The 21,925-nt window shown below is 50.5% G+C and carries 12 protein-coding genes, 2 tRNA genes and 1 pseudogene; 10 read left to right on the top strand and 5 right to left on the bottom strand.

Features of this window, described 5'->3' with window-relative positions:
* The first annotated feature begins 177 nt into the window (after positions 1 to 177).
* The 7 genes from ACIS_RS05485 (at position 178) to ACIS_RS03840 (ending at position 9,969) form a co-directional block, all read left to right on the top strand.
* A complete protein-coding gene (locus tag ACIS_RS05485) occupies positions 178 to 1,725 on the top strand; it encodes a hypothetical protein (protein WP_238523259.1) in 1,548 nt (515 codons plus the stop codon).
* 454 nt (positions 1,726 to 2,179) lie between these two features.
* A complete protein-coding gene (locus ACIS_RS03865; RefSeq protein ID WP_148207717.1) occupies positions 2,180 to 2,884 on the top strand; it encodes a hypothetical protein in 705 nt (234 codons plus the stop codon).
* Between the two features lie 256 nt (positions 2,885 to 3,140).
* Positions 3,141 to 5,849 carry a DNA gyrase subunit A gene (gene gyrA, locus ACIS_RS03860; RefSeq protein WP_012880881.1) on the top strand — a complete coding sequence of 903 codons (2,709 nt, stop codon included), beginning with the start codon at positions 3,141 to 3,143 and terminating at the stop codon, positions 5,847 to 5,849.
* On the top strand, positions 5,849 to 6,481 hold the full coding sequence (gene nth, locus ACIS_RS03855; protein WP_012880880.1) for an endonuclease III: 633 nt from the start codon (positions 5,849 to 5,851) through the stop codon (positions 6,479 to 6,481). The genes gyrA and nth overlap by 1 nt, the downstream gene beginning before the upstream one ends.
* 346 nt (positions 6,482 to 6,827) lie before the next feature.
* On the top strand, positions 6,828 to 7,433 hold the full coding sequence (locus ACIS_RS03850) for a hypothetical protein (RefSeq protein ID WP_012880879.1): 606 nt from the start codon (positions 6,828 to 6,830) through the stop codon (positions 7,431 to 7,433).
* A gap of 87 nt (positions 7,434 to 7,520) precedes the next feature.
* A complete protein-coding gene (htpG, locus tag ACIS_RS03845) occupies positions 7,521 to 9,434 on the top strand; it encodes a molecular chaperone HtpG (protein WP_041651245.1) in 1,914 nt (637 codons plus the stop codon).
* A gap of 277 nt (positions 9,435 to 9,711) precedes the next feature.
* Positions 9,712 to 9,969 (top strand): hypothetical protein, encoded by a 258-nt coding sequence (locus tag ACIS_RS03840; RefSeq protein WP_148207716.1) that lies wholly within the window; start codon positions 9,712 to 9,714, stop codon positions 9,967 to 9,969.
* 1,115 nt (positions 9,970 to 11,084) lie between these two features.
* Here the strand turns inward: ACIS_RS03840 and ACIS_RS03830 are convergent.
* Positions 11,085 to 11,270 (bottom strand): annotated as a pseudogene (locus ACIS_RS03830) (recombination mediator RecR); the annotation flags it as partial.
* Positions 11,271 to 11,318: 48 nt separating this feature from the next.
* Positions 11,319 to 12,623 carry an adenylosuccinate lyase gene (gene purB / locus ACIS_RS03825; RefSeq protein ID WP_012880875.1) on the bottom strand — a complete coding sequence of 435 codons (1,305 nt, stop codon included), beginning with the start codon at positions 12,621 to 12,623 and terminating at the stop codon, positions 11,319 to 11,321.
* A gap of 390 nt (positions 12,624 to 13,013) precedes the next feature.
* Between purB and ACIS_RS03820 the strand changes: the two genes are divergently transcribed.
* The 3 genes from ACIS_RS03820 to uvrC all read left to right on the top strand — a co-directional run bounded on the left by ACIS_RS03820 (position 13,014) and on the right by uvrC (position 15,304).
* A tRNA-Gly gene (locus tag ACIS_RS03820) sits at positions 13,014 to 13,085 on the top strand.
* Between the two features lie 56 nt (positions 13,086 to 13,141).
* Positions 13,142 to 13,213 (top strand) — tRNA-Gly (locus ACIS_RS03815).
* Positions 13,214 to 13,462: 249 nt separating this feature from the next.
* Positions 13,463 to 15,304, top strand: a complete 1,842-nt coding sequence (uvrC, locus tag ACIS_RS03810; protein ID WP_012880874.1) for an excinuclease ABC subunit UvrC — start codon at positions 13,463 to 13,465, stop codon at positions 15,302 to 15,304.
* Between the two features lie 125 nt (positions 15,305 to 15,429).
* On the opposite strand, the gene cpg1 is transcribed toward uvrC, so the two are convergent.
* The 3 genes from cpg1 to ACIS_RS03795 form a co-directional block, all read right to left on the bottom strand.
* A complete protein-coding gene (gene cpg1, locus ACIS_RS05425; protein ID WP_012880873.1) occupies positions 15,430 to 19,989 on the bottom strand; it encodes a Cpg1 family polymorphic protein in 4,560 nt (1,519 codons plus the stop codon).
* Positions 19,990 to 20,445: 456 nt separating this feature from the next.
* Positions 20,446 to 21,174 carry a biotin--[acetyl-CoA-carboxylase] ligase gene (locus ACIS_RS03800; RefSeq protein WP_012880872.1) on the bottom strand — a complete coding sequence of 243 codons (729 nt, stop codon included), beginning with the start codon at positions 21,172 to 21,174 and terminating at the stop codon, positions 20,446 to 20,448.
* A gap of 9 nt (positions 21,175 to 21,183) precedes the next feature.
* The gene (locus tag ACIS_RS03795; RefSeq protein ID WP_012880871.1) at positions 21,184 to 21,852 is read right to left on the bottom strand and encodes a glutathione S-transferase family protein; all 669 of its coding nucleotides are present in this window, start codon (positions 21,850 to 21,852) and stop codon (positions 21,184 to 21,186) included.
* Positions 21,853 to 21,925 lie beyond the last annotated feature (73 nt).

Here is a 21,925-nt window from a genome sequence, read left to right as displayed (position 1 = left end):
CCCCTTGCCAAAACTTCTAAATCCAACCACAACAATCGCCTCCTCTGTAGCGGGGAGTTTGATGTAAAGGAGTGAATAGTCGTACTGTATTGTTGACAGCATTTACAACATTATGACACACTCATACATTATTAATTCCTTAACTTTGTGGAGTGTGTTATGGATAATGGTACTGCTATGTCGAATGATACCGCTGGGGGGGGGGGACACCACTCTAGTGGTGTAATTGCTACTTCCGCACCTACTGTCGCGGACAATATTGTATCTGGGGTAGAAAATTCCTCGCAAGATCAAGGTACACCTACGGGAGCCACTGCAAGCAGTGCAGTTAGTGGAGGAGAATGCTCTGGCGCGGGGGCTGAAGTTTCCCCGGACGTACTGCTACTTGGTTTGTTGGCTGATCCTGGTGTTGTTGGGTTGATAGTATCAGTTCTTCCGAAATTGCTGGAAGCCGCTGCCGGCGCGACTGACAACACAGCGGATCTCCATGCCACTGAACTCAGCACCAAAGCAAGTGCGGCCCGCCGTGCTCAGATTGCAAGTTGGCAGCTGAAGCAGGAGTGTCGTGATATAGACGCCAAATACGAACGCGAGCGTTTTGCTGTTGCCTCTTGGTGGGTGCGCAAGGAGTTACGGAGTGAACTTCGTGCCATCGATAAGCAATACAAACTACGCAAGGAACTTAGCGCCATCGACATAAATCGCAAAGCATACACAGCCCTCTGTGCCCTGATTGCAAGTTGGCAGCTGAAACAAGAACTCCGTGCCATCGATGAAAAGTACAGGGCTCGTATTGAGCTGCAAGCTGAACTTCGTAAAATCGATGAGAAGTACAAGCGTGAGATAGATCTACAACGTGCACTTCGTGCCGCCGAGATTGCTTGGCAAGCGCGTGAGGAACTGCGGCGTGAACTCCGTACCATAGATGCTCGCATAGAGTTGCACCGGGAACTCCGTACCATCGATGCTCGCATAGAGTTGCACCGGGAACTCCGTACCATCGATGCTCGCACAGAGTTGCACCGGGAACTCCGTACCATAGATGCTCGCACAGAGTTGCACCGGGAACTCCGTACCATCGATGAAAAGTACAAGCCTCGTATTGAGCTACAAGCTGAACTCCGCGCCATAGATGATTGGTGCGCGGTTCACATGCAGCTGCTAGAAGCGGCGGCAGCGATCTCTGCTGCTGTTACTAGCACGTTGAAGGCTGTTGATCTCGTTAGTAGTGGTTACGCTACTATTGGGAGCGGGGAGTGGGCACGCCAATCTTCCCTCAGATTGGTGATGTGCAATGTTGACAGTGTGGGCCGTAGCTGCAGGAAGTTACATAGTGCGGCGGGTGCAATTCGTTATTATACGGCTGCTGCCTGTGGCACCCACCCCAGCACAGGTGTTGCTGGCAATGTATGGCTGCGAGCATTACCCGGTGATGCCGATAGCATCAACGCTGGGGCACATACAGATGCTCAGACTTCTCATTGGAAGCAGAGGCTGCAGCAGGGCTTAAATGGTATTTGTTCAAGAAGTGCCGGGGGGTCATGTACGGCAGCGCATCCCGAGCATGTCAGCGGGGGTTTTGGAAGTGCATTTGCCGGCAAATTTCAGGCAATCACCAGCCACATATCGGGTGCATGTCGCTCATTTGGCACCGCTGCTCCATCGGCAACACTTGACGACGTCTTGGTTGCACCAGCACAGCAAGCGCAAGGGGCCGCTCTTTAGCCACAAGGTTGCATAGATAGGGGGAGGCGAAAAATCTTCTCCCCCTTACCAAAACTTCTTCAAATACCAGCTGTGTAGCAACCACCCCTTCTGTGCCGAGTTTGGTGTGACGGGTGTACGATAGCGACGCGTGTTGTTGACAGTATTTACTACATACATTACGGTACACACCAGTGCGTTGGATTTTTGGAGTGTGTATGAGTAATGGTGCATCGCTAACGGGGGGGGGGGGGACGGAAAACCCGCCACTGCGGCGTCCACACCAGCACAATCTGCTACTTCGGGACAGCCCACTGCGGGTCCACCTAAGGCAGAGGACTCCTCGCAGGCTCAAGGTACACCGAATACACCAGCACAATCTGCTACTTCTCCGGGACAGAGGCCCACTGCTGCTGCGTCCGCACCTACGGCCACCAGAGGAAGCACAACGGGTGAGGGAGATGCCGCATCGGCTGTGAGTGGAGGTACGGGGAGCACCACTACATCAGGACAGCCCACTGTGGATGTCAGTAATCTACCTATCGACGTTAAGGATGCGCTTACCACCGTTGCACGATACGACTCGACACAGCCCAGTAAGCAACTAGCGAAGAATGCGGTACCTGGACAGTTACCAAGTGCAATACTTGGTTTTGTTGGGAGTTACATCGGTACCGTTGATCGTGCTCAAAAACGGCTAGCCTCCTCTTCTGCGGATTCTGAGAGTGAGTCTGAGGAAGATGATCCAGCTATAACTGGGGAAGCTGTTTTTACAAGTAGTGGATCAGCTACTACTACTGGAAGTGCCACACCAGCACAATCTACTGCTTCTGGGCAGTCCACTGTAGATGTCAGTAATCTACCTGAAAACGTTAAGAAAGCGCTTAAGGCCGTTACGGACTACGCCATTAAGATGTACAATGACAAGAATAGCGGTAGTTTCACTATTACTGATAGTGCACTCGAAAAGCTACACGCTAATATACTTGTTTTTGTTCAGGGGAAGCACAAGGCCGCTACTGCTGCGGGTGGAGGTGCACCTACAGGCACCACTGGAGTAACCACAACATGTGGGGGAGGTGCTACTGGAAGTGCCGCCACCCCATCGACAACAATATCCAGCTATGCTTCAGTCACACCGGCACAATCTGCTACTTCCGGACAACGGTTCGCTGCGTAACCTGCTTCCATCCGCGACTTTAAACTGCGTAATTTGGTGATACGCTACGGTGCGTTTCAGATGTTGTGTATATCAGCTATGCCATACTTTGAGGTGTAATAGCCGCACGGCAACCGAGACAAGGCGTTGCTTGCTGGGGATGCGGGGCACATTTCAGACTTGAATTTGGTGTGTGTTCTGCAAACAATTGCCTTGACCTCGGTGATTCGGGGAATTAAGATGGGTGGTCTTGTAGATTGTGGTGTTCCTTGTCCAGATGAGCGGGGGCGTTTTACCGGTTTCCATAGAGCAGGAGTTAGAGAGCTCCTACCTTTCTTACGCCATGAGCGTTATTGTAAGCAGGGCGATACCTGATATCCGCGATGGCTTAAAGCCCGTTCACAGAAGGATTTTGTACTCTATGTACAAGTCTGGGTATGATCACAACAAGCCCTACAAAAAGGCTGCCCGCGTTGTGGGTGACGTAATGGGTAGGTATCACCCTCATGCGGATACCGCCATTTATGACGCGTTGGTGAGGATGGCTCAGGATTTTTCCCTCCTGGTGCCGCTGATTGATAGCCAGGGAAACTTCGGCTCGATAGACGGTGATCCCCCCGCTTCTATGCGATACACAGAAGCCCGGTTGTCTGAGGCCGCGCACTTTCTACTTAATGACATTGACGAAGACACTGTGGATTTTCGTCCCAACTATGACGAGAACGAGGAGGAGCCCGTAATACTGCCTGCCGAGTTTCCAAACTTGTTGGTTAACGGCGCGGGCGGGGTTGCCGTTGGGATGTCCACGAACATTCCGTCGCACAATCTGGGTGAGGTTGTTGACGCGTGTGTAGCGTATATAGAGCGTCCTGAGATCACCCTGGACGAGCTGATGGCCATAATTCCTGGGCCGGACTTCCCAACCGGTGGGGTGATCATGGGAGACGCCGGAATCAGGTCTGCATTTGCCTCTGGTAGGGGCACCATAGTCGTTCGTGGTAGAACCCATACGGAAGAACTGCCTTCGGGTAGGCAGGCGATCATAATTGATGAGATTCCTTATCAGGTCAACAAGGCGAAGCTTGTAGAGAGGATTCACGAGCTTGTTAAGGAGAAAAAGATAGAGGGCGTTGCGGATCTTCGCGATGAGTCTAATAAATCTGGTGTGCGGGTGGCCATAGAGCTCAAGCGGCAGGTGGATTCTCAGGTGGTGCTCAATCAGCTTTTGGGGCTCACGCCTCTGCGCACGAGTTTTAGTATCAATACGCTTGTGTTGGAAAACAATAAGCCTCGGGTTATGTCTTTGCCCGAGATTATTGCCACGTTCGTTGACTTCAGAAAGGAAGTTATAGTCCGCAGGACGAGGTTTAGGCTCAAGAAAATTAGAGAAAAAGCGCACCTGTACATAGGGATGTATATTGCGGTGCTGAATATCGATGAAGTTGTTTCCATTATCAAATCCTCAAAGGATAGTGCGGAAGCTTCTGCCGCGCTGCGGGAGCGTAGATGGGCCCCCTCCGCGGATATTAGAAACATGATAGAGCTAGTGTCTGACAGTACTGGTGTTGTTGAGGGGGGGATGTACCAGTTGACCGTTCCCCAAGTCAAGGCTATTTTGGAAATGAGGCTGCAGCGCCTTACTGGGCTTGAAAAAGAAAAGCTGGAGGCGGAACTGGAATCCATGGTTGCCTTGATCACCGAGTACACCAAAATTCTGAGCACAGATTCTCTGCTTATGGATATAGTCAAGCAAGGGTTGCTTGATGCAAAGGCGAAGCTTGCCAAACCCAGGAACACGGCTATAGAGCAATCTGTTGATGAGATTGACGCAGAAAGCCTGATCCCCAAGGAAGAGATGGTCGTCACGGTTACCATGAACGGGTTCGTGAAGCGCGTAAAACTGTCTAACTACAGGGCGCAAAAGCGCGGTGGTAAGGGGCGTGTGGCCCAGGGCATAAAAGAAGAGGACGTCACCACTAAGCTGTTTGTAGTGGACACCCATACCAGCGTACTGTTCTTCTCCAATGTGGGTAAGGTATATAAGCTCAAGGTGTACAAACTCCCATTGGGTGAGCCGAGCTCCCGCGGTAGATCACTAGTGAATATTTTTCCGCTCTCCGATGGGGAGACCATTACCAGTGTTATGCCACTTCCTAGCTGTGACGACGAGGTAGGCATAGCGAACCTCGATGTAGTATTTGCAACTGCCTCTGGCAACATACGGCGTAATGCACTGTCAGATTTTCAGTACGTTCCATCGAGCGGGAAAATCGCTATGGTTCTGACTCCTGGTGACCAGTTGATATCTGCACACGTATGCGGGTATGCTGATCATGTACTGCTTTCCAGTAGGTTGGGTAAGAGCATCAGGTTTGCCGTGAGTAATGTGAGGCAGTTTCGTGGAAGGACGTCAGACGGGGTTAGGGCTATCAGGCTTTCTGCGGGTGATCAGGTGATTTCTATGTCCGTGCTGCATGGCATAGAGGCGAGCTCTGAACTCAAGGAATCTTATCTGAAAATTCCGGTGGAAGCCAGAGTTGCTGCATCCCACAGTGGTGTGGTCAGCGATGAAGTTGCGCCAATGCTCGAGGAGCATGCAATCGAACGAGAGCAATTTTTGGAAATGGCGTGCAGTGAGCAATTCATACTTACGGTAACCGAGAATGGGTTTGGGAAGAGAACATCTGCGTACGAGTATCGCATCACTTCCAGGGGTGGAGTAGGGGTCGTAAACATTCTAACTACGGTAAGGAATGGCAATGTGGTTGCCAGTTTTCCTGTGTCTCAGACCGATCAGGTTATGTTGATCACCGATAAAGGCAAGCTGATCCGTATAGCGGTGACTGATATCAGAGTTGTCGGGCGTAGCACTCAGGGTGTCACTTTGTTTAAGACCGAAAAAGGTGAAAAAGTTGTGTCTGTGGCCACTGTGGTTGATGGCAGCAAGGAAGAAGATGAAGAGCGGCCTTCAGGTGATGAAGAGTAATGAAGGACGTTGATTTGCTCTTCGGTAGGTTTTCGGAGGATAATCCGCACCCACGCATAGAGCTGCGGTACCGGAATGAGTTTACCTTGCTGGTTGCTATAGTGCTGTCTGCGCGCACCACCGATGTTAGCGTCAATAAAATCACAGATAAGCTGTTTGATGTGGCGGATTCACCCCAGAAGATGCTAGCCTTGGGGGAGGATGGGCTGAAGAGTTATATCAACAGCATAGGGCTATACAACTCCAAGGCAAAGAACATAATCAAGCTGAGTGAGATAATTGTAAAAGATTATGGCGGGGTAGTGCCGCAGGACTTTGATACCTTGACTGACCTCCCAGGGGTCGGCAGAAAAAGTGCCAGTGTGTTTTTGAATTCTGCGTTTGGCATTCCTGCTATCGCGGTTGATACGCATGTTTTTAGGGTGAGTAATAGAATAGGGCTGGTTAAGGAAAGTACTGTCCTGGGGGTGGAGAACTCGCTCAACAAGGTTGTTCCGGAAAAGTGGAAGCTGTATGCCCATCACTGGTTAGTCTTACACGGAAGGTATGTATGCAAGGCGCGCGCTCCCCTGTGCCATAAGTGCATTATTAATGACTTGTGCGATAGCCGCGATCAGTGGTCTCAGAGCTAGTTAACTGCATGCTGGGTCTGCGGCGGTTCCATGCCCGATTTTCAATGTGGTTTGCCGTAGTTCCGGTTGTGGGTCTGGAATTCATGTTTCGGGGCCACCGTAGCGCTTCTACTAGCCTCTGCCCAATATTATGGCACTGCTGTTCCTAATACGCGAGATTTGCTAAGTTGAGTGTATCACGGCGCTGGCATATTTCTTCCATGCGCTGCAGTGGCTGTTTGTGTCCCGGTGGACCCGCGTTGCTGAGTCAATATCCGGTGCATTATCTCTGGATACCACCAAAACCTTGACTACGAGAATAGGTGTCACTACAGTACTATGGCGAGGTATGTGTTTGGTGTAGGTAATGGAAGGAGAGGCCGTCAGGGGGTTTTTCGTAAGATTTAGGGGGTTGGTTGTTGTTTTAGTGCTGCTTGTGCTGGGCGCCTCTGGGGCAGCGTTTATGTTTGAGAACCGTCGTGAGGAGATGTTAGAACGAGGCGGTGATGCAATGTACTTTGCGCTGAAGGGTGCCGGTGAGGAGGGTATAAAAAGTCTGGAAGAGGTGTCACATGGTAAGGGTGCAGGCGCCCATTTGGCGAAGTTTAGGTTAGCGCATTCCTACGTGAAGGATAAGAAGGACGTGGCTGCCGCGCGTGATATGTACGCAAAACTGGCTGCGGTCAAGGGGCTTTCCCGTGAGCTGAGAGAGTTGGCCGAATATTTGAGCGTTGTTTTGTCTGTGAGCTTGGGCGAAACCGGTGATGAGCTTGAAAGCAGGCTCATGCGCCTTGCTTCCAGCAAAGATGGTGTGTACAAGTCTTCGGCAAAGGAGGCTTTGGTGGTGCTACAACTTAGGCGCAATAACGTGAACGCTGCCGTGGGTATTATGCGGGAGGTACTGGGAGATACTGCTTCCAGTCCCGAGGTAAGAAGGACCGCGGAAAATCTACTGAGAGTTTACAGCGACTAGGATTTTTATGCTGGTTGGGCTTGAAAAATTCATGCCCAGTGGTTAGGTAGAGTAGAGCTATTGGATTGGTTGGAGTGGGGCAGTATTATGGGGGACGTCGAGGAGTTAAAATTTAGCGCTGAGGTGGGCAAGGTTCTTAGCCTTGTGGTCCACTCCCTGTATACCAATAAGGACATCTTCCTACGTGAGGTTATTTCTAACGCTTCTGATGCCTGTGATAAGCTGAGGTATTTGTTTTTGTCTAACCAAAACCTCATGGAGGCGGGGGAAGAGCTGAGGGTGGTTATCAGCTTGGATAAAGACAGGCGAGAGCTTGTGGTGCAGGACAATGGAATAGGGATGAGCCGCCAGGAGCTCATAGATAACTTGGGGACCATTGCTAGTTCCGGAACCCAGAGGTTTCTGGAGGAGTTCAAGGACGGTAGGGCGCAGGGGTGCGACCTAATCGGGAAGTTCGGCGTTGGGTTCTACTCGGTGTTCATGGTTGCAACTGATGTTGTTGTAGAGTCACGCAAAGCTGGAGAGAAGATTGGGCACAGGTGGCAGTCCTCGGGTGATGGCGTTTTTTCCGTATCGGAAATTGAGGGAGATGTAAGCAGGGGTACCAAGGTTATCCTGACGCTCAGAGAGGACGAAGTCGATTTTCTTGATAAGTTCCGCGTTGAGCATATAGTGACTACGTACTCTGACCATGTTGGCTACCCGATATACCTTGCAACGAGCGACGGTACCGAGGAGAAGCTAAATAGCGGGGTGGCCATATGGACGAAGCCAAAGGACGAAATTTCCGAAAGTGAGCACATGGAATTTTTCCGCTCCATTTCGCACATAGGAAGCGAACCGTGGATGGTTATACACAATAAGAATGAAGGGGCAATAGAGTACATAAACTTGCTGTACGTTCCCTCCGTAAAGCCATTCGATTTGTTTCATCCAGATAGGCGGTGCTCGGTGAAACTGTATGTGAATAGGGTGTTCATCACCGAGGACAACGTGCAAGTGATCCCGCAGTATCTCCGGTTTCTCAGGGGCATCATTGATTCGTCCGACTTGCCACTTAACATCAGCAGGGAGACGCTGCAGAACAACATGGTGATCGGAAAGATCAAAGCTTCCGTGACCAGGAGGGTGCTTACCGCGCTTCGAGAAAAAGCGGAGAACGAATCTGAAAGCTACAAGACATTCTGGGAGAATTTTGGCCCGGTGCTCAAGGAAGGCCTGTGCGAGGCAATGGATACCGAATCTAGGGAGTCAATCCTCTCCGTGTGTAGGTTTTATAGCAGCAACAGCAAGGAGGGGGAGCTTATAAGTCTGGGAGATTACATATCCAGGATGAAACCCGGGCAGGAGCACATTTTTTATCTATCTGGGAATGACCTTGAATCCGCAATGCGCAGCCCGCAAATAGAGGGAATGGTCAGTAATGGGATTGAAGTGGTGCTGCTTGTGGACCCGGTGGATGACTTTTGGACTAGCGTGGTGCTTGAGTACAAGGGGGTGCACTTTAAGTCTGTAACCAGGGTGGGTGAGAGCGATCTGGAGAAGTTTACCGGAGAGGATGATCAAGGCAAGAAGAAGAAAAAGGAGAAGAAAAGCACCGACGACGCGCATCAGCAGGAGAACGTAGAGGCCTTTATTGCTTACATGAAAAAGGTGCTAGGAGAGTCTGTAAGCGATGTCAAAGTTTCACGGAAGCTTACAACCAGTCTTGTATGTCTTGCTGTTCCAGAGCACGCATTGGATATCAGGATGGAGAGATTTTTGAGGGAGCAAAAACAGCTTAGCTATAAGGGCAGTAGAATACTTGAGCTTAATGTTGAGCATCCCGTGTTAAGTGGACTGCTCCGGGAATACAAGGATAACGGGGAGAGTGAGTTACTGGAAAATATGGTGCACATCCTGTTCGATCAAGCCTGCATTGTAGAGGGGGAAGAGGTTGATAGTGCGGTTGACTTTGCAAATCGCATGAATAAGGTGTTATCAAGACTATTTAAAAAGTAGGCGAGCTGCGCTCTTCAGTTGGGGTACATTTGGTGTGGTGTTGTGCGAGAGTAGGGTGATGCCGGCGCTCAATTGCCAGTTCTCAGGTGTGCTGCTGAGTTAGAATGACGGTGACACAACATCACCATGGGTATATCAGGTATCTCGTGGAGTTTTGATAGATGTGTATTCACCTACTCCATGATGAGTACGATATAAAGCATTGCCAGACATGGCATCTTGATTTTTAGCATCATTAGCGCGAGACTTAACTTTGTGGCTTTGATAAGTTGTGTCTGTGCTGAAAAAGAATCTGGCTGGTAGGCTCCTCATTGCACGTTATGCGGTAAAGAAGGCACTCAACTCTATTCCCTGCAATGTAGCTGGTGTCTACAAGATGTTGGGTGCAAATGGCCTGGTTCTGTATGTAGGGAAGGCCAAAGATTTGAAAAAGCGCCGCGGATGCCTAGGAGCCGCGATATCAATTCGGCATAGGTACGCCATACAGACCCAGGTGGGGTTTTGTGCAACAATACACCAACACACGCGTGACTGAAATGGCACACCACAACAAAAAACACTTGCGATTTTCCGGTGAAGTATGTAGACTTACCACCAAGCGGAGAGCTTAGGTGGCTTTGTTCTACTAAGATAAAGTGTGTGTGTGTTACCTAATGGTTATGCATTGACCGTAGAACAAAGCCCCAGTTACCCAATTAATTTCTTAATCAGGTTACCCGCATTGTAGCCGGAGTGCGTTCCTTAGTCAATAGGGATATTTGATTTTTATGCGGGGGAGCTGGATTTTTTCGTTTTGTGTACGCTTTTCCTCTGCGCAGGGCAGGCGGCGTTCTCGTGACCGTTGCATGTGAGACGGTCTGACCTTCCGCTAGTTGAGTTTCTTCCCTCACCACATGGGGTTGAAATTGTACGTGGTTGCTGGCTACAGGAAGAGTGGCGGTGTTTCCTCTGTGCGATCTTGTCAGAAAATTCCGCGGGTTCTTCACATTATTAAAGTCACCATTATTAAGGGTGTTGTATGGGGTATCACCATTGGACCGTACATTCGCCATACATGCAACTCAAACCAGACCCGCTGTTGTGGGGGAAGAGCATGACGCAGCAGCTCCCCTGTGTGAGTGTGTAATATTCAGCAGGGTAAAGAGAGATACCTCAGTGATATAGGCAGTTGCATATGCCTTCTGGAATTGCCTACAAGGAAACATGGGGGCATACCTTAGGCCGCGGGAGCCGCATTCCATATCTCAACGCAAAGCTTCTAGACAATGACGTACCTCGAGGAAAGAGCCGCACTGGAGTCGTTGTTGCGTGGTGACTAGCCGGATATCTTGTGCCAGTTGTGTAAAGTTTGCACGGGGCCATGCATGTCAAGAACCTGCATATAGCTAGATCAATATAATGCCTCGCTGAACGGGGCCAGACTTTTGGCTTGGTGTGACTTTACGGAAAGGTGGATGGAGGCACCTTAGGCCGTGGGAGCCGTAATCCCATCTCTCAATGCAAACTTGCTAGGCAATTTAGTTGGCCTTCCCCGGTTGCGCTCCCCCATAGCCACATGGGGCCCGGCAATTGTGCGTGGTTGCCAGCTACAGGAAGAGTGGCGGTGTTTCCTCTGCGGTGGGGCGTGTACCATCCACAAAAGTCAAATTGCTAGGTAATGACGTACCTTGAGGAGAGAGCCGCGCGTAGCGTGCCCTCATCTAGGTAGTCTATCTCTCCCCCAAGAGGAATGCCACATGCAAGCCTAGTCACCTTGGCATCAGTGCCCTTCACCATCTGAGCTATGTAATGGCACGTCACTTGTCCGTCCATGTCATTGCTCGTTGCAACGACAACACGCAATTTCGATTCCATCTCCGGTTTGGTGCTGCCTCTGCGATGTGTCTACGCTTTGTGCTCTTTGAACGTTTTACTGAATATGAAGTCAACGTGTTTCGTGTAGTAATCAAGATCGGAAAGCGCGTCTAAAACGTCTGGTGCGATTTTGCCGAGAAGTTTGTGGGCCTTCACATTATTTATAAAGTCACTACCACTGTTCAGGGCGTCCATTGCGCTGTCCTGTACGACTTTATATGCACTTTCCCTGCTCATGCCCGCATCTACCAGCGCCAACAAAACTCGCTGTGACAGCAATACACCCCTAGAAGAGTTCAAATTTGCTTTGACCCTCTCCTCATCAATTTTCATATCACGTAAAACACCAGCTAGGCGCACCAGCGCGAAGTTCAGGGTTATGCAGGCATCTGGTGCTATGAACCGCTCAACCGAAGAGTGGGAAATATCGCGCTCATGCCACAACGCAACGTTTTCCATGGCGGGAATAACATAGCTGCGCACCATCCTGGACAGGCCAGTCAAATTCTCACCCAGAATGGGATTTTTTTTGTGAGGCATGGCAGAACTGCCTTTTTGTCCGGATGTAAACGGCTCAGCGACCTCTAAGACCTCCGTTTGTTGCAAATGACGGAGTTCCGTGGCGACTCTTTCTATCGAAGAAGCTATGACACCGAATATTGCAAACAGTACCGCGTACCGATCCCGCGGTATCACCTGGGATGCTATGGTCTCAGGCACCAGCCCCAATGCCTGTGCAACATGCTCCTCCACATATGGGTCAAGATGTGCGAAATTGCCCATAGCACCGGAGATCTTGCACACGGAGATTTCTTGCTGTGCGCTCACCAAGCGTTGGTAATTACGCGCAAATTCGGCATAGAACCTTGCGAGCTTGAGCCCAAATGTTATTGGCTCTGCGTGCACACCGTGACTCCTGCCGACGCACAATAGGTATTTTGTTTCTTTTGATCTTGCCTCTAGCGCGCGCATGACTTCTTCAATATTTTTCAGAAGAATGTCACAGGACCGTTTTAACCTCAGCGAAAGGCATGTGTCTAGCACATCGGAACTGGTCATACCGTAGTGCAAATACCTTATGTCTGTGTTTGAGGATTCCGCAATGTAAGAGAGAAATGCTATGACGTCGTGCTTCACTTCCGCTTCTATGGCTTGAATCCTGCTTACGTTGAAGTTACCCCCAAAATTGCGCAAGCCGTCCAGTACGTGCTGAGGGACAACTCCCAGCTTAACCTGGGCCTCGCACGCCAAAACCTCTATGGCCATCCAAATTTCGTATTTTGTTTTCTCTTCCCAAATTGTAACCATTTCCGGAAGACTATAACGCTCAATCACGCCAGGGCCCAAAAGATTAACGGATTAATGATGCAACAGATCCGCAGTTTTTGCAATAACATACGGTACGTCATCACATGCCATTTTACACATTTTGCCAGACGTGCAAACAGTGCTATATCGCCCGTCGGGGGTGTTCAAGCACAGCCGACCTGGGTGAGGTGATGATAAGCCCCTCATTTGTGACCAAACTTAATTGATGTGGTGCCCATGGTTGGGCCAAAATGTGGCATTGCGCAAAAAGTGTGCGGCGTATAGGGCCTATTCTGTGCGCTGCCCGGCGCAGGCCCCCATTCGATGCCTCATCTCTGCCCATGATTGGGTGCTGAATTTAGTAATTTATTTTCTTGATTCATAATTTGTGCTCATTTATGATTGAGCGCTGCAGTTGCGGGAGTAGCTCAGTGGTAGAGTATAACCTTGCCAAGGTTAGGGCCGAGGGTTCGATCCCCTTCTCCCGCTCATTGCTCCTGTGGGTCTGTCTGCCTAGTTGCACGGTTGCGGCCGTGTGGTTTTTTGCGGGAGTAGCTCAGTGGTAGAGTACGACCTTCCCAAGGTTGGGGCCGAGGGTTCGATCCCCTTCTCCCGCTCTTCAGTTGGGGTACGTTTGGTGTTGCGCAAAGTAGGGTTATACCGGCACCTAATTACCAAGCCCAAGTATGCTGCTGAGTTGGAATGACGGCGACCACAAGCCATAGGTATATCAGGTATCTCGTGGAGTTTTGATAGATGTGTATTCACCTACTCCATGATGAGTACGATATAAAGCATTGCCAGACATGGCATCTTGATTTTTAGCATCATTAGCGCGAGACTTAACCTCGTGGCTTTGATAAGTTGTGTCTGTGCTGAAAAAGAATCTGGCTGGTAGGCTCCTCATTGCGCGTGATGCGGTAAAGAAGGCACTCAACTCTATTCCCTGCGATGTAGCTGGTGTCTACAAGATGTTGGGTGCAAATGGCCTGGTTTTGTATGTAGGGAAAGCCAAGGATTTGAAAAAGCGCCTGCGTAGCTACTACAATTTTAATCAGATGTCGGACAGAATCCTGGCGATGGTGGGCCATATAACCGAGCTTGATGTTATAGTAACGCAGAGTGAGGCGGAGGCGTTGCTGCTGGAGGCGCAACTCATCAAAACTCTCAAGCCGAAGTATAACATCATAATGAGGGACGATAAGTTCTACCCGTACATTCTGCTTTCGAAGCACGAATACCCGCGTATCGTCAAGTATAGGGGAAGAAAGGAGGCCGGGCTGGGAAAATGCTACGGGCCTTTTATATCGTCACTAGTGGTCAAGCTGGTTATATCTGCGCTTAGGAAGGCGTTTCAACTTCGGTCATGTTCAGACAACTTTTTCGCCTCGCGAGATAGGCCATGCATTGAATACGAAATGCGCAACTGCTCGGCGCCGTGTACCCGCAAGATTTCAGAAGAGGATTATGCGAAATCTGTACATATGGCGCACAAGGTTTTGACGGGCAAGAGTAAGGAGCTGCAGAGAGAGTTATTTGACTCAATGCGCAAGTTTAGTGACAACCTAGACTATGAAAGTGCTATGGTCTACCGTGACAGGCTGCAGGCGCTAAAATCCATTCAAGAGTGTGTGTCATTCCAGACGGAGATGTCATGTGATGCCGATTTTGTCTCAATATATGGGCGCTCTGGCACATATTGCTTGCAAGTTATCTCCTTCCGGGGCGGCATAAGCTACGGTAGCCAGCCATATTTTGTTGATGATGGCAATTATGAAAGTGAATCAGACGTGCTAGGCATGTTTATGCTGCAAGTGTATAGCGATCCGCCCGGTAGAGTGTACGTAGACTGTGAAAGTGACTATTGTGAGGTGATAAATGCCGCGTTGGAGAGGCTGTTAACACGCAAAGTTGATATTCTTACTGCAAAATCGCACGAGGAATTGAAATTTTTGAGGCTGGCGCGCAACAGCGCGATGGAGGCCCTTAATCGCAGATTACGTGACAAGGCGCTTCCCGCAGAATTGGAAGAGCTTGCCGAGCTTTTTGGGCTTCCAAACCCCCCAGAGAGGATAGAGGTGTATGACAACAGCCATATTTCTGGCACGCACCCATTTGGAGTAATGGTAGTATGTGGCAAGGATGGGCTGCTGAGGAAGGAATATCGCAAGTTTAAAATTCAGACAGTGCTCAATGGGGATGACTATTCAATGATGCACGAAGTGCTCTTCAGGAGGTTCAGTGAAGAGAGCCCATCAGTGCCAGATTTTGTACTCATTGACGGGGGTAGGGGGCACATTTCCTCGGCCATTCAGGTGCTGGGTGACCTTGGCATTCCCTTTGCATGCATGGCTAAGGGTAGTAACCGTAATGCAGGGGAAGAGGTGTTTTACCTGCCAGACGGAAGAAAGATATGTCTAGATCCTGATAGTAAACTGATGCTATACATGCGAAAAATACGCGATGAAGCGCACAGATTTGCAATTACCTCCCACAGGAGTAGCAGGGATAGGACGCTATCGTCGGCAGTGCTGTGCGATATACCGGGGGTCGGTAGTGCCAGGCGCAGGGCCTTGATTACATATTTTGGCTCGATAGATGGCGTGAAGCGTGCCAGAACTGATGAAATTAGTAAAGTGCCGGGAATTAGTATAAAGCTTGCGCAGAGGATATACGCCTATCTCAAACAAGGTATGGCGCGACCTTGACCGCCAGTAAGCTGAAGTAAGAATGGCTGGATATTGCAAATGCGAAACACGGGACGAGCGCGCGCAACCGCCCCGATTGGTGTGTTGTGGCGGTCTGCCAGGTTAGGCGGCAGGGGCACAGCCAACTATTTTCTATGATGATTGCGATGTTCTGATTGTATTGCAGAGGAACCCGTCATGATTCCACTTGGCCCTGCTTCAGTACCATCTCGTGGCATGCTGCTGTCCCAATCTTCCCAGAGCTCACCAAGGGTCACCACCTTACCACGACCTGGTTGTTGTCTTTGTATCGCGCCAGTCGGCGGCGACTGCTGTATGAAAGGCGCATATTTTCGAGTGACAGGCGGTGGTTGAACAGGGGCGGTCGTAGCTGCGATGACAGAAGTTTTTGGCAGTGCTTTGAATGTTGTACGAGTGCCTTTTCGTGGTGGCAATGCATGGGAAGCACCTGTACTGCGCTTAAAAACCTCCTGGTCGTATTCTTTCCAGTCCTCTGGGTCATTTATAAGGTTTGGTGAATCGTCACCATCGAAGGAGAAATACTCAACACTTGCCGCAGGAGCAGCGCGCACTCCCCCTGACTTCGATACCTTTGTGCTTTTACTGCGGGTGCTGTCAGACGGGGGTACGTACTTACCGCCGCGCCGTGCCTGTGCAAGGCATTTAGCGTAATCTTCCAGCGAACAGCTACCTTTACTGGCTGCGCTATTGTCAATTTCAATGTCATCATTTCTTGCCGAGGCATCAAAACCCGCACTAGTCATCATTTGCGGTTGCCGTGTTGTTCTGGCAGTAGAAACACCACCTCGCGGCGACCTCTGTTGCTTGGGGGCATGCTGTGTGGTGGTTTCTTTGCCTGCGAGTTCAAACACCTTTCCTGCTGCTGGGATACCAGACGACGTGCCGCCGCGCATCAAGTAATCTCGGATTTGATCCTCGCTCTTCAGCACTTCTATGTCATCAGCACCACGACTTTCTTCGCGTGCCTCCGCTTCATCAATGATTCCTTCCAGATACTCCGTAATTACGTCAAGGCGCTCATCATCTGTCTTTTTGTTGGGCAGGTCAGAGAGCACTTTGAACAACTTTGCCATGTCTTCTTCGCTACCACCTGCGTCCTGCGCCGCGGTTTGGGAGCCAGCAATATTGCCAAGGAACTCTTTCAGATACCTCTCAGCTTTTTTGGCATCTCTATCACTACTGACCTTTTTGGGTATTTTGAAGAAGCTCTTGAACAACTGTTCTACATCCTCACCATCATCGAGGATGTCACCTTGGCTTTGCGCGCTGCTGCGGGCTGCATCCACTTCCGCCGTGTTACCAAAAATTTGCGCAAGGAGTGACTGGCCGGGCTGCTGGCTTTCTTTTGTCTGTGTACTTCCTTCCCCTTGCGCTTGTGGCGGCAATTCTCCCCTCAGCATTGCACCTATCGCCTCTTCTCTCTCTTCGTCGTCGTCGTGCAATATTTTAAGGATTAGGTCGTTCCAGTCTGACGGACGTGGGCCTCCACTGTGTGCTGGTTTTGGTGATTGGGTGGTAGATGTGCTACGCTTGCCGTTGCTGCTTTCTCCAGCTGGGCTCCCTGTGGCCCCATCACGTCCTGCACCAGAACCACTACGTGACTGAGGCTGCCCTCCCACCGTCTGCTGCTTGGTCACATTTCTCTGGGCGCGAGAACCACTTTGCCGCTCTTGGCTTGGCGACCCCGCGTGCCCCGCTGAAGATGAGGTACCGGTAGCAAACTGTGCGTCAAATGCCGATTGGCCGAAAGGATCGCGCACGGCCTTATCTGTGCCAGCAAGAAATTCTAAAAATTCCTCATAAGCACTTTCATAGCTACTACTGTCTTGGGCATCCAACATCTGGCTAAGTTCAGACATGTTTAGGTTGCTGAGGAGGCTGGATGACGCCTCCTTCCATGGGTCTTTCGTGTTATCCCACCCTGCAATGCGCTGCTTAAAATTCTCAACCGACTTTTTCAAGTCCTTTTTCTGTTGAGAGGTAAGTGTATCTGGCAGAGTCTCATCATACCTTTTTAGCAGCTCGTCTACCATCTTAGCCAACGTGCCACGCTGCTCCGGCGTCATGGTAGCTATGAGCCGATCATGATATTCTGCCTCGAAATCATCTATCGCGCCCTGAATTCTTTTACGCGTATCATCGTCGAGCTTGCTGAGTCTATCAGCAGAGGCCTTCATGGCTTCTTTCTGTGCATCGGTGAGTTTTGAGCCTCTGAGCGCTGCCAGGAATGGGTGCTGCTTTTCCAATGCATCCAAGACTGTGTCATGGTCTGTAGTAACCTCAGAAGCTGCGCCTTTACCGCCGGTTTTGGGCTTATTGTAAACGCCCGCCAGCTCCCGCATCAAATTTTCTATTTGTGCTGAATCTGGAGTGCCATCTTCTGTATTGGACACCGCGTTTTCTATAATTGCCCTCCACCTGCGTTCTGCCTCCAAACTCAGGTTCCTGGTTCCATCCTCATCTACTTGGATATCCAGCCCCAGGTCACGATATTGATCCTTGCCAAAGTGTTTTTCCAGTACAGACTGCAGGTGTTCCTGAGCGGTCGCAGGTTCGTCCTGCATTGCCATTGCAGTGCTTAATTCAATTATCGCCTTTTGGCTCAGAGCGGTTCTCATTAGTGATTCTAGGGATACAATCTTACCTGAGGTAACGTTTAGCGCTCCAAGCTTGTTACCAATAATTACGTCTGGAATCACCGAGATAAGAATATCCCCAGCCAACACTGCGGTGTTGAATGTGGGGTACCCGCTTGCAATTTCAAACAGAAGCAAAATTGGGGGGGCAGTCAGTGCTTTAAAACCATCTGTCCAGAAGGCTTGCTCGAACTCCCTAGAGTACTCTGGGGTACCGTGTTTGCGTGCATGCACGACCGGCCCAATCCACGCCGCCACTCTCGCAGACTTTACCAAAAAGTTCAGAGCCAGTGATACTTCTGACGGTAGATGAAAGCCCGCAGCGTGTAACGCAAGCTCAACCACAAGCCCCAACAGACAGCATGCAACGGTAACTTTAGTGTTATACGGAAAGTGCGATTTGTCTCTTCTCGAAGTTGCAGATATGGCAACCTCATAAGCGTTGCGGGTCCTTGATGGTTGCTCAATGAGCGAAAGTGGCAGGTATAACCTGTAAAGGCTCCATCCCAGCGCAGCGGTCAGGGGAGGGTACTCTATGTGGGGGGTTATCCCAAGCATCGTATTCATCAGCAGTTTTATCCCCATGGACGCGATCAGGGGGGACCACATGCTTGGTGGTTTAAACTCGCTTTTACCGCCATCTGATTCAATGTATTTACGTATCCACTCGCCTTCGTATCCAGAAAACATAACTCTGGGAAAGACGACATACATATGGAGCGTTGTGATAAGGGTCGCAGGTAGCGCAACTGGGCTTGTGAATTTGGCTACTTCTGCCACTGTCGATGCAGCCGCACCTGCCGCTCCTGCTGCCACTCCTGCCGCCGCTCCGGTTGTGGAGCTGACTGCTGACGCCGCTGCCGCCCCTGCCGCTGCTCCCTCAGCAGCAGCGGTGATGCCTAGCGCGTTACCCAAGCTTTTCACGCCCTGTGTGGCCAGCAACCCCAGCTGCGGGGCATTAGCCGCAAGTGCGCCCCCGGCCGCGGTATATCCAAGAACGGTACCGGCTATTGCTCCTGGTCCTACCCCCCCGGACGCAAGGGTAGCAACTATTGATGACAGCATGATTGCCGTATATGCAATTAGTACTTTGCCTGAGTGTTTGCCTATCTTCCTACAAAGTTTCAGAATTTTAGACACCTTGGGGTTGGCTTTCTCGTACGTCCGAATTGCCGCCTGCCTGACTTCCTCCACGTACGTGGAAAGTAGCACGCATCCATACAGAAGCGCTGCGCACTTCCTTTCCTGGAGGAACATCTCCCGAAGATCTTCGTCACTGGGGCATCGCTCCTCTACTGGCAGGTTTAGTGCCCTCCTCTTGAGCACATACGCGATGGCCAGTGACCGCATGATCAACCAGTCGGGTGATAAAAGCCTGTAATCCTTTCCAATCAAGATTTCAACTGCCGAATGTGCCGCGTCTTCCCTATCACCAGAGCTACCCATACGAAGGGAGGCTGCCTCCTCGGCGGGCTGCTTTACCTTCTTTTTTTTGTTTTTACCATTACCCAGTGCCCTCTCCATTGGAGTTCCTTGTGGCTCCTCTTTTGGTAGGGACTGCCTTACCGTCTCTAAGCTAACGCCATTCTCGTACGTGATTTCACCATTTGAGCGTCCAACAAAATTATCGACGAAGTCAGTGAATGTGCTAAGATCCGAAAGAGAGCCCGTGATATTGCCCTTCTTGAGTTCATTTCTGAACTCCATAAGCATCAGTGCAAACGTCGGCGAACGGTCAGCTTCTGGCCGTATATAGTGTTCCCTAACTTCCTCGTCCGCCAGGGACAACACGGTCATGAACGCGGAGCCAACGTGCTCGCTCTCGTAGGAGTTTGAAATTTTTGAGAGGAAATCTTCAGTTACGAATACCGAAAGATTATGCGCATCCTGCGGTTTGGGTATAACGGCGTCGCGAAGCAGGCCCACAGCCTTACCCTTGACCCCAGTCCAAGGGTGGTGCTGCTTCATTGCCTCTTGAAGCAGTTTTATGAGGGATTGTTCTGTTGCGTCGACGAATCTTTTCGGCACGGCTCGTGATGGCTAATTTGCTGGCTCGAAGATCGGACCACTTCCCCCCCCCCCGTAGCTTGGAGGGCCGGCTGCTAGGTGAAGCTCCGGGTGCTGTCTAGCACCGAAAACCACACGCTCAGCACCGCAAGTCCAACCCTGGATTGTACCACGCATGCAACGTATTGTCAATGCATAGTACCCCCACACACGCGCCTAGCGCCACATGTAGTACCCAAGTATGCTGAAGATCGAAACCATGGAACCACCGGGGAAAACCAGGGAGGTAAGCCCAGGTAGCCACCACTGCCGAACTAGCCAAAACCACACTTGCCAGCATACAACAATATGGCGAGTTGTGCAACCACAACGTGCCGGTGTGTGCCATAAATCGCCTTTCATGGCCGGTTCTTTTTGCGGGAAAGCCTCCTGCATTTTTTGGAAAGTATAACCAAACTGTTAACTAGACAGTACCACTCACAGAATTTCTCCGTAATTGACCGAAACCAAAGTTCCACTGTCCGACTCCAGCACCATTGCCCCCTGAGTGTTTATGTCTACAAACTTCCCTTCCATCACGGTATTGTTGTTGGTCGTTATGCAGATTCTGTCTCCCGGTCTGTGGCCCCTGTTCATCCACAGGCTTCGCAGCTGTGCGAAGCCCATGTTTTTGAGAACGTCCGAAAGTTTGGCAAAATTTTTTAGCATTAAATCAAGTAGCTCTAAGTTTGATAATTTCAGTTCCGGGATATGGTTATGCAGTGAAGCTGCATATTGGGGAGGGGCGTATATGTTTACTCCTATACCGCACACGGCCCAATCAATTTCGCCGCCGATCATTTTGGTCTTGACCAAAACCCCGGAGATTTTCTTGCCGTCTACCATTACATCATTTGGCCATTTATATCGGATGAGAGCTTTTTTTGTGCTGCAATTGTATGCTTCGAAAACCTGTTCTATAGTGACTCCCACTGCTAGTGACGACAGGAAAGATAGCGCCGCTACCTGCGCATCCATTCTGGTGATGATGCTACAGTACAAGTTACCTTTAGGGGAGTGCCATTCCCTTCCGTACCTGCCGGTGCCTGAAGTTTGTTCATCAGCTATTACCACCGTGCCGTCTGGAGCGCCGCTCTGGGCGAGCTCTATTGCCTCTAAATTGGTGCTACGTGACACCCTGGTGTGATGTATAACGAACCCGTGCACAGCCGGGGCTCAGAAATCTAGCTGTGCGTAATGCACCGGAGGCGCGAAACCTGGTATTCTGTCTCCCAAAATCTGGGAGAACGACGGCTTGGACTTGACCAAAGAGTACCACTCCTTGAGTGTCGGGCTCAAGTCCCAAGGGAAAATACCCATGTAGTCCAGCAACGAGATATGTGCAGATAGCGCAATGTCGGCAAGGGTGAACTCCCGGGACGCAAGCCACCCATTGGTGTCTATAAGATGCTCCATATATCTGACGTGAGACTGGAGGTTTGACATAGACGCCCGAATCAAGCTAGGGTTCGGACTGCCGTGCTTGGTGTACTGCTTAGCGATTTTTTCGTTGATTACGTATCTCGTAACTTCGTGATAGAACTTGCAGTCTATCCAGTATACAAGCCTACGCACCTTAGCGCGCTCGTAAGGAGACCTGCCCATACGGGACTCACCGCCGTACACCTCCTCGATATATTCACATATAGCCTGGCTATCGACCACCACGCTTTTGGTGCTGACCAACACCGGAACCTGGCACACCGGGTTAATCTCCACAAACTCCTTTCTACGCTTCCACGGGTTTTCCTCCACCATGGAGAAGTCCAACCCCTTCTCCCTCATGAGTATCCTCACCTTTCTGGAGAAGGGGCATGGTGGGAAATAGTATAGAGTATCGGCCATCTGGCAACTGCATGAACAAACCGTGCATCAATATCACACTCAAGCCAGAAGCACAACGCCCCAGCTTGAGTGT

It is taken from the genome of Anaplasma centrale str. Israel, from assembly GCF_000024505.1.
GTDB classification, from domain to species: domain Bacteria; phylum Pseudomonadota; class Alphaproteobacteria; order Rickettsiales; family Anaplasmataceae; genus Anaplasma; species Anaplasma centrale.
This window is presented reverse-complemented; position numbering and strand designations above follow the sequence as displayed.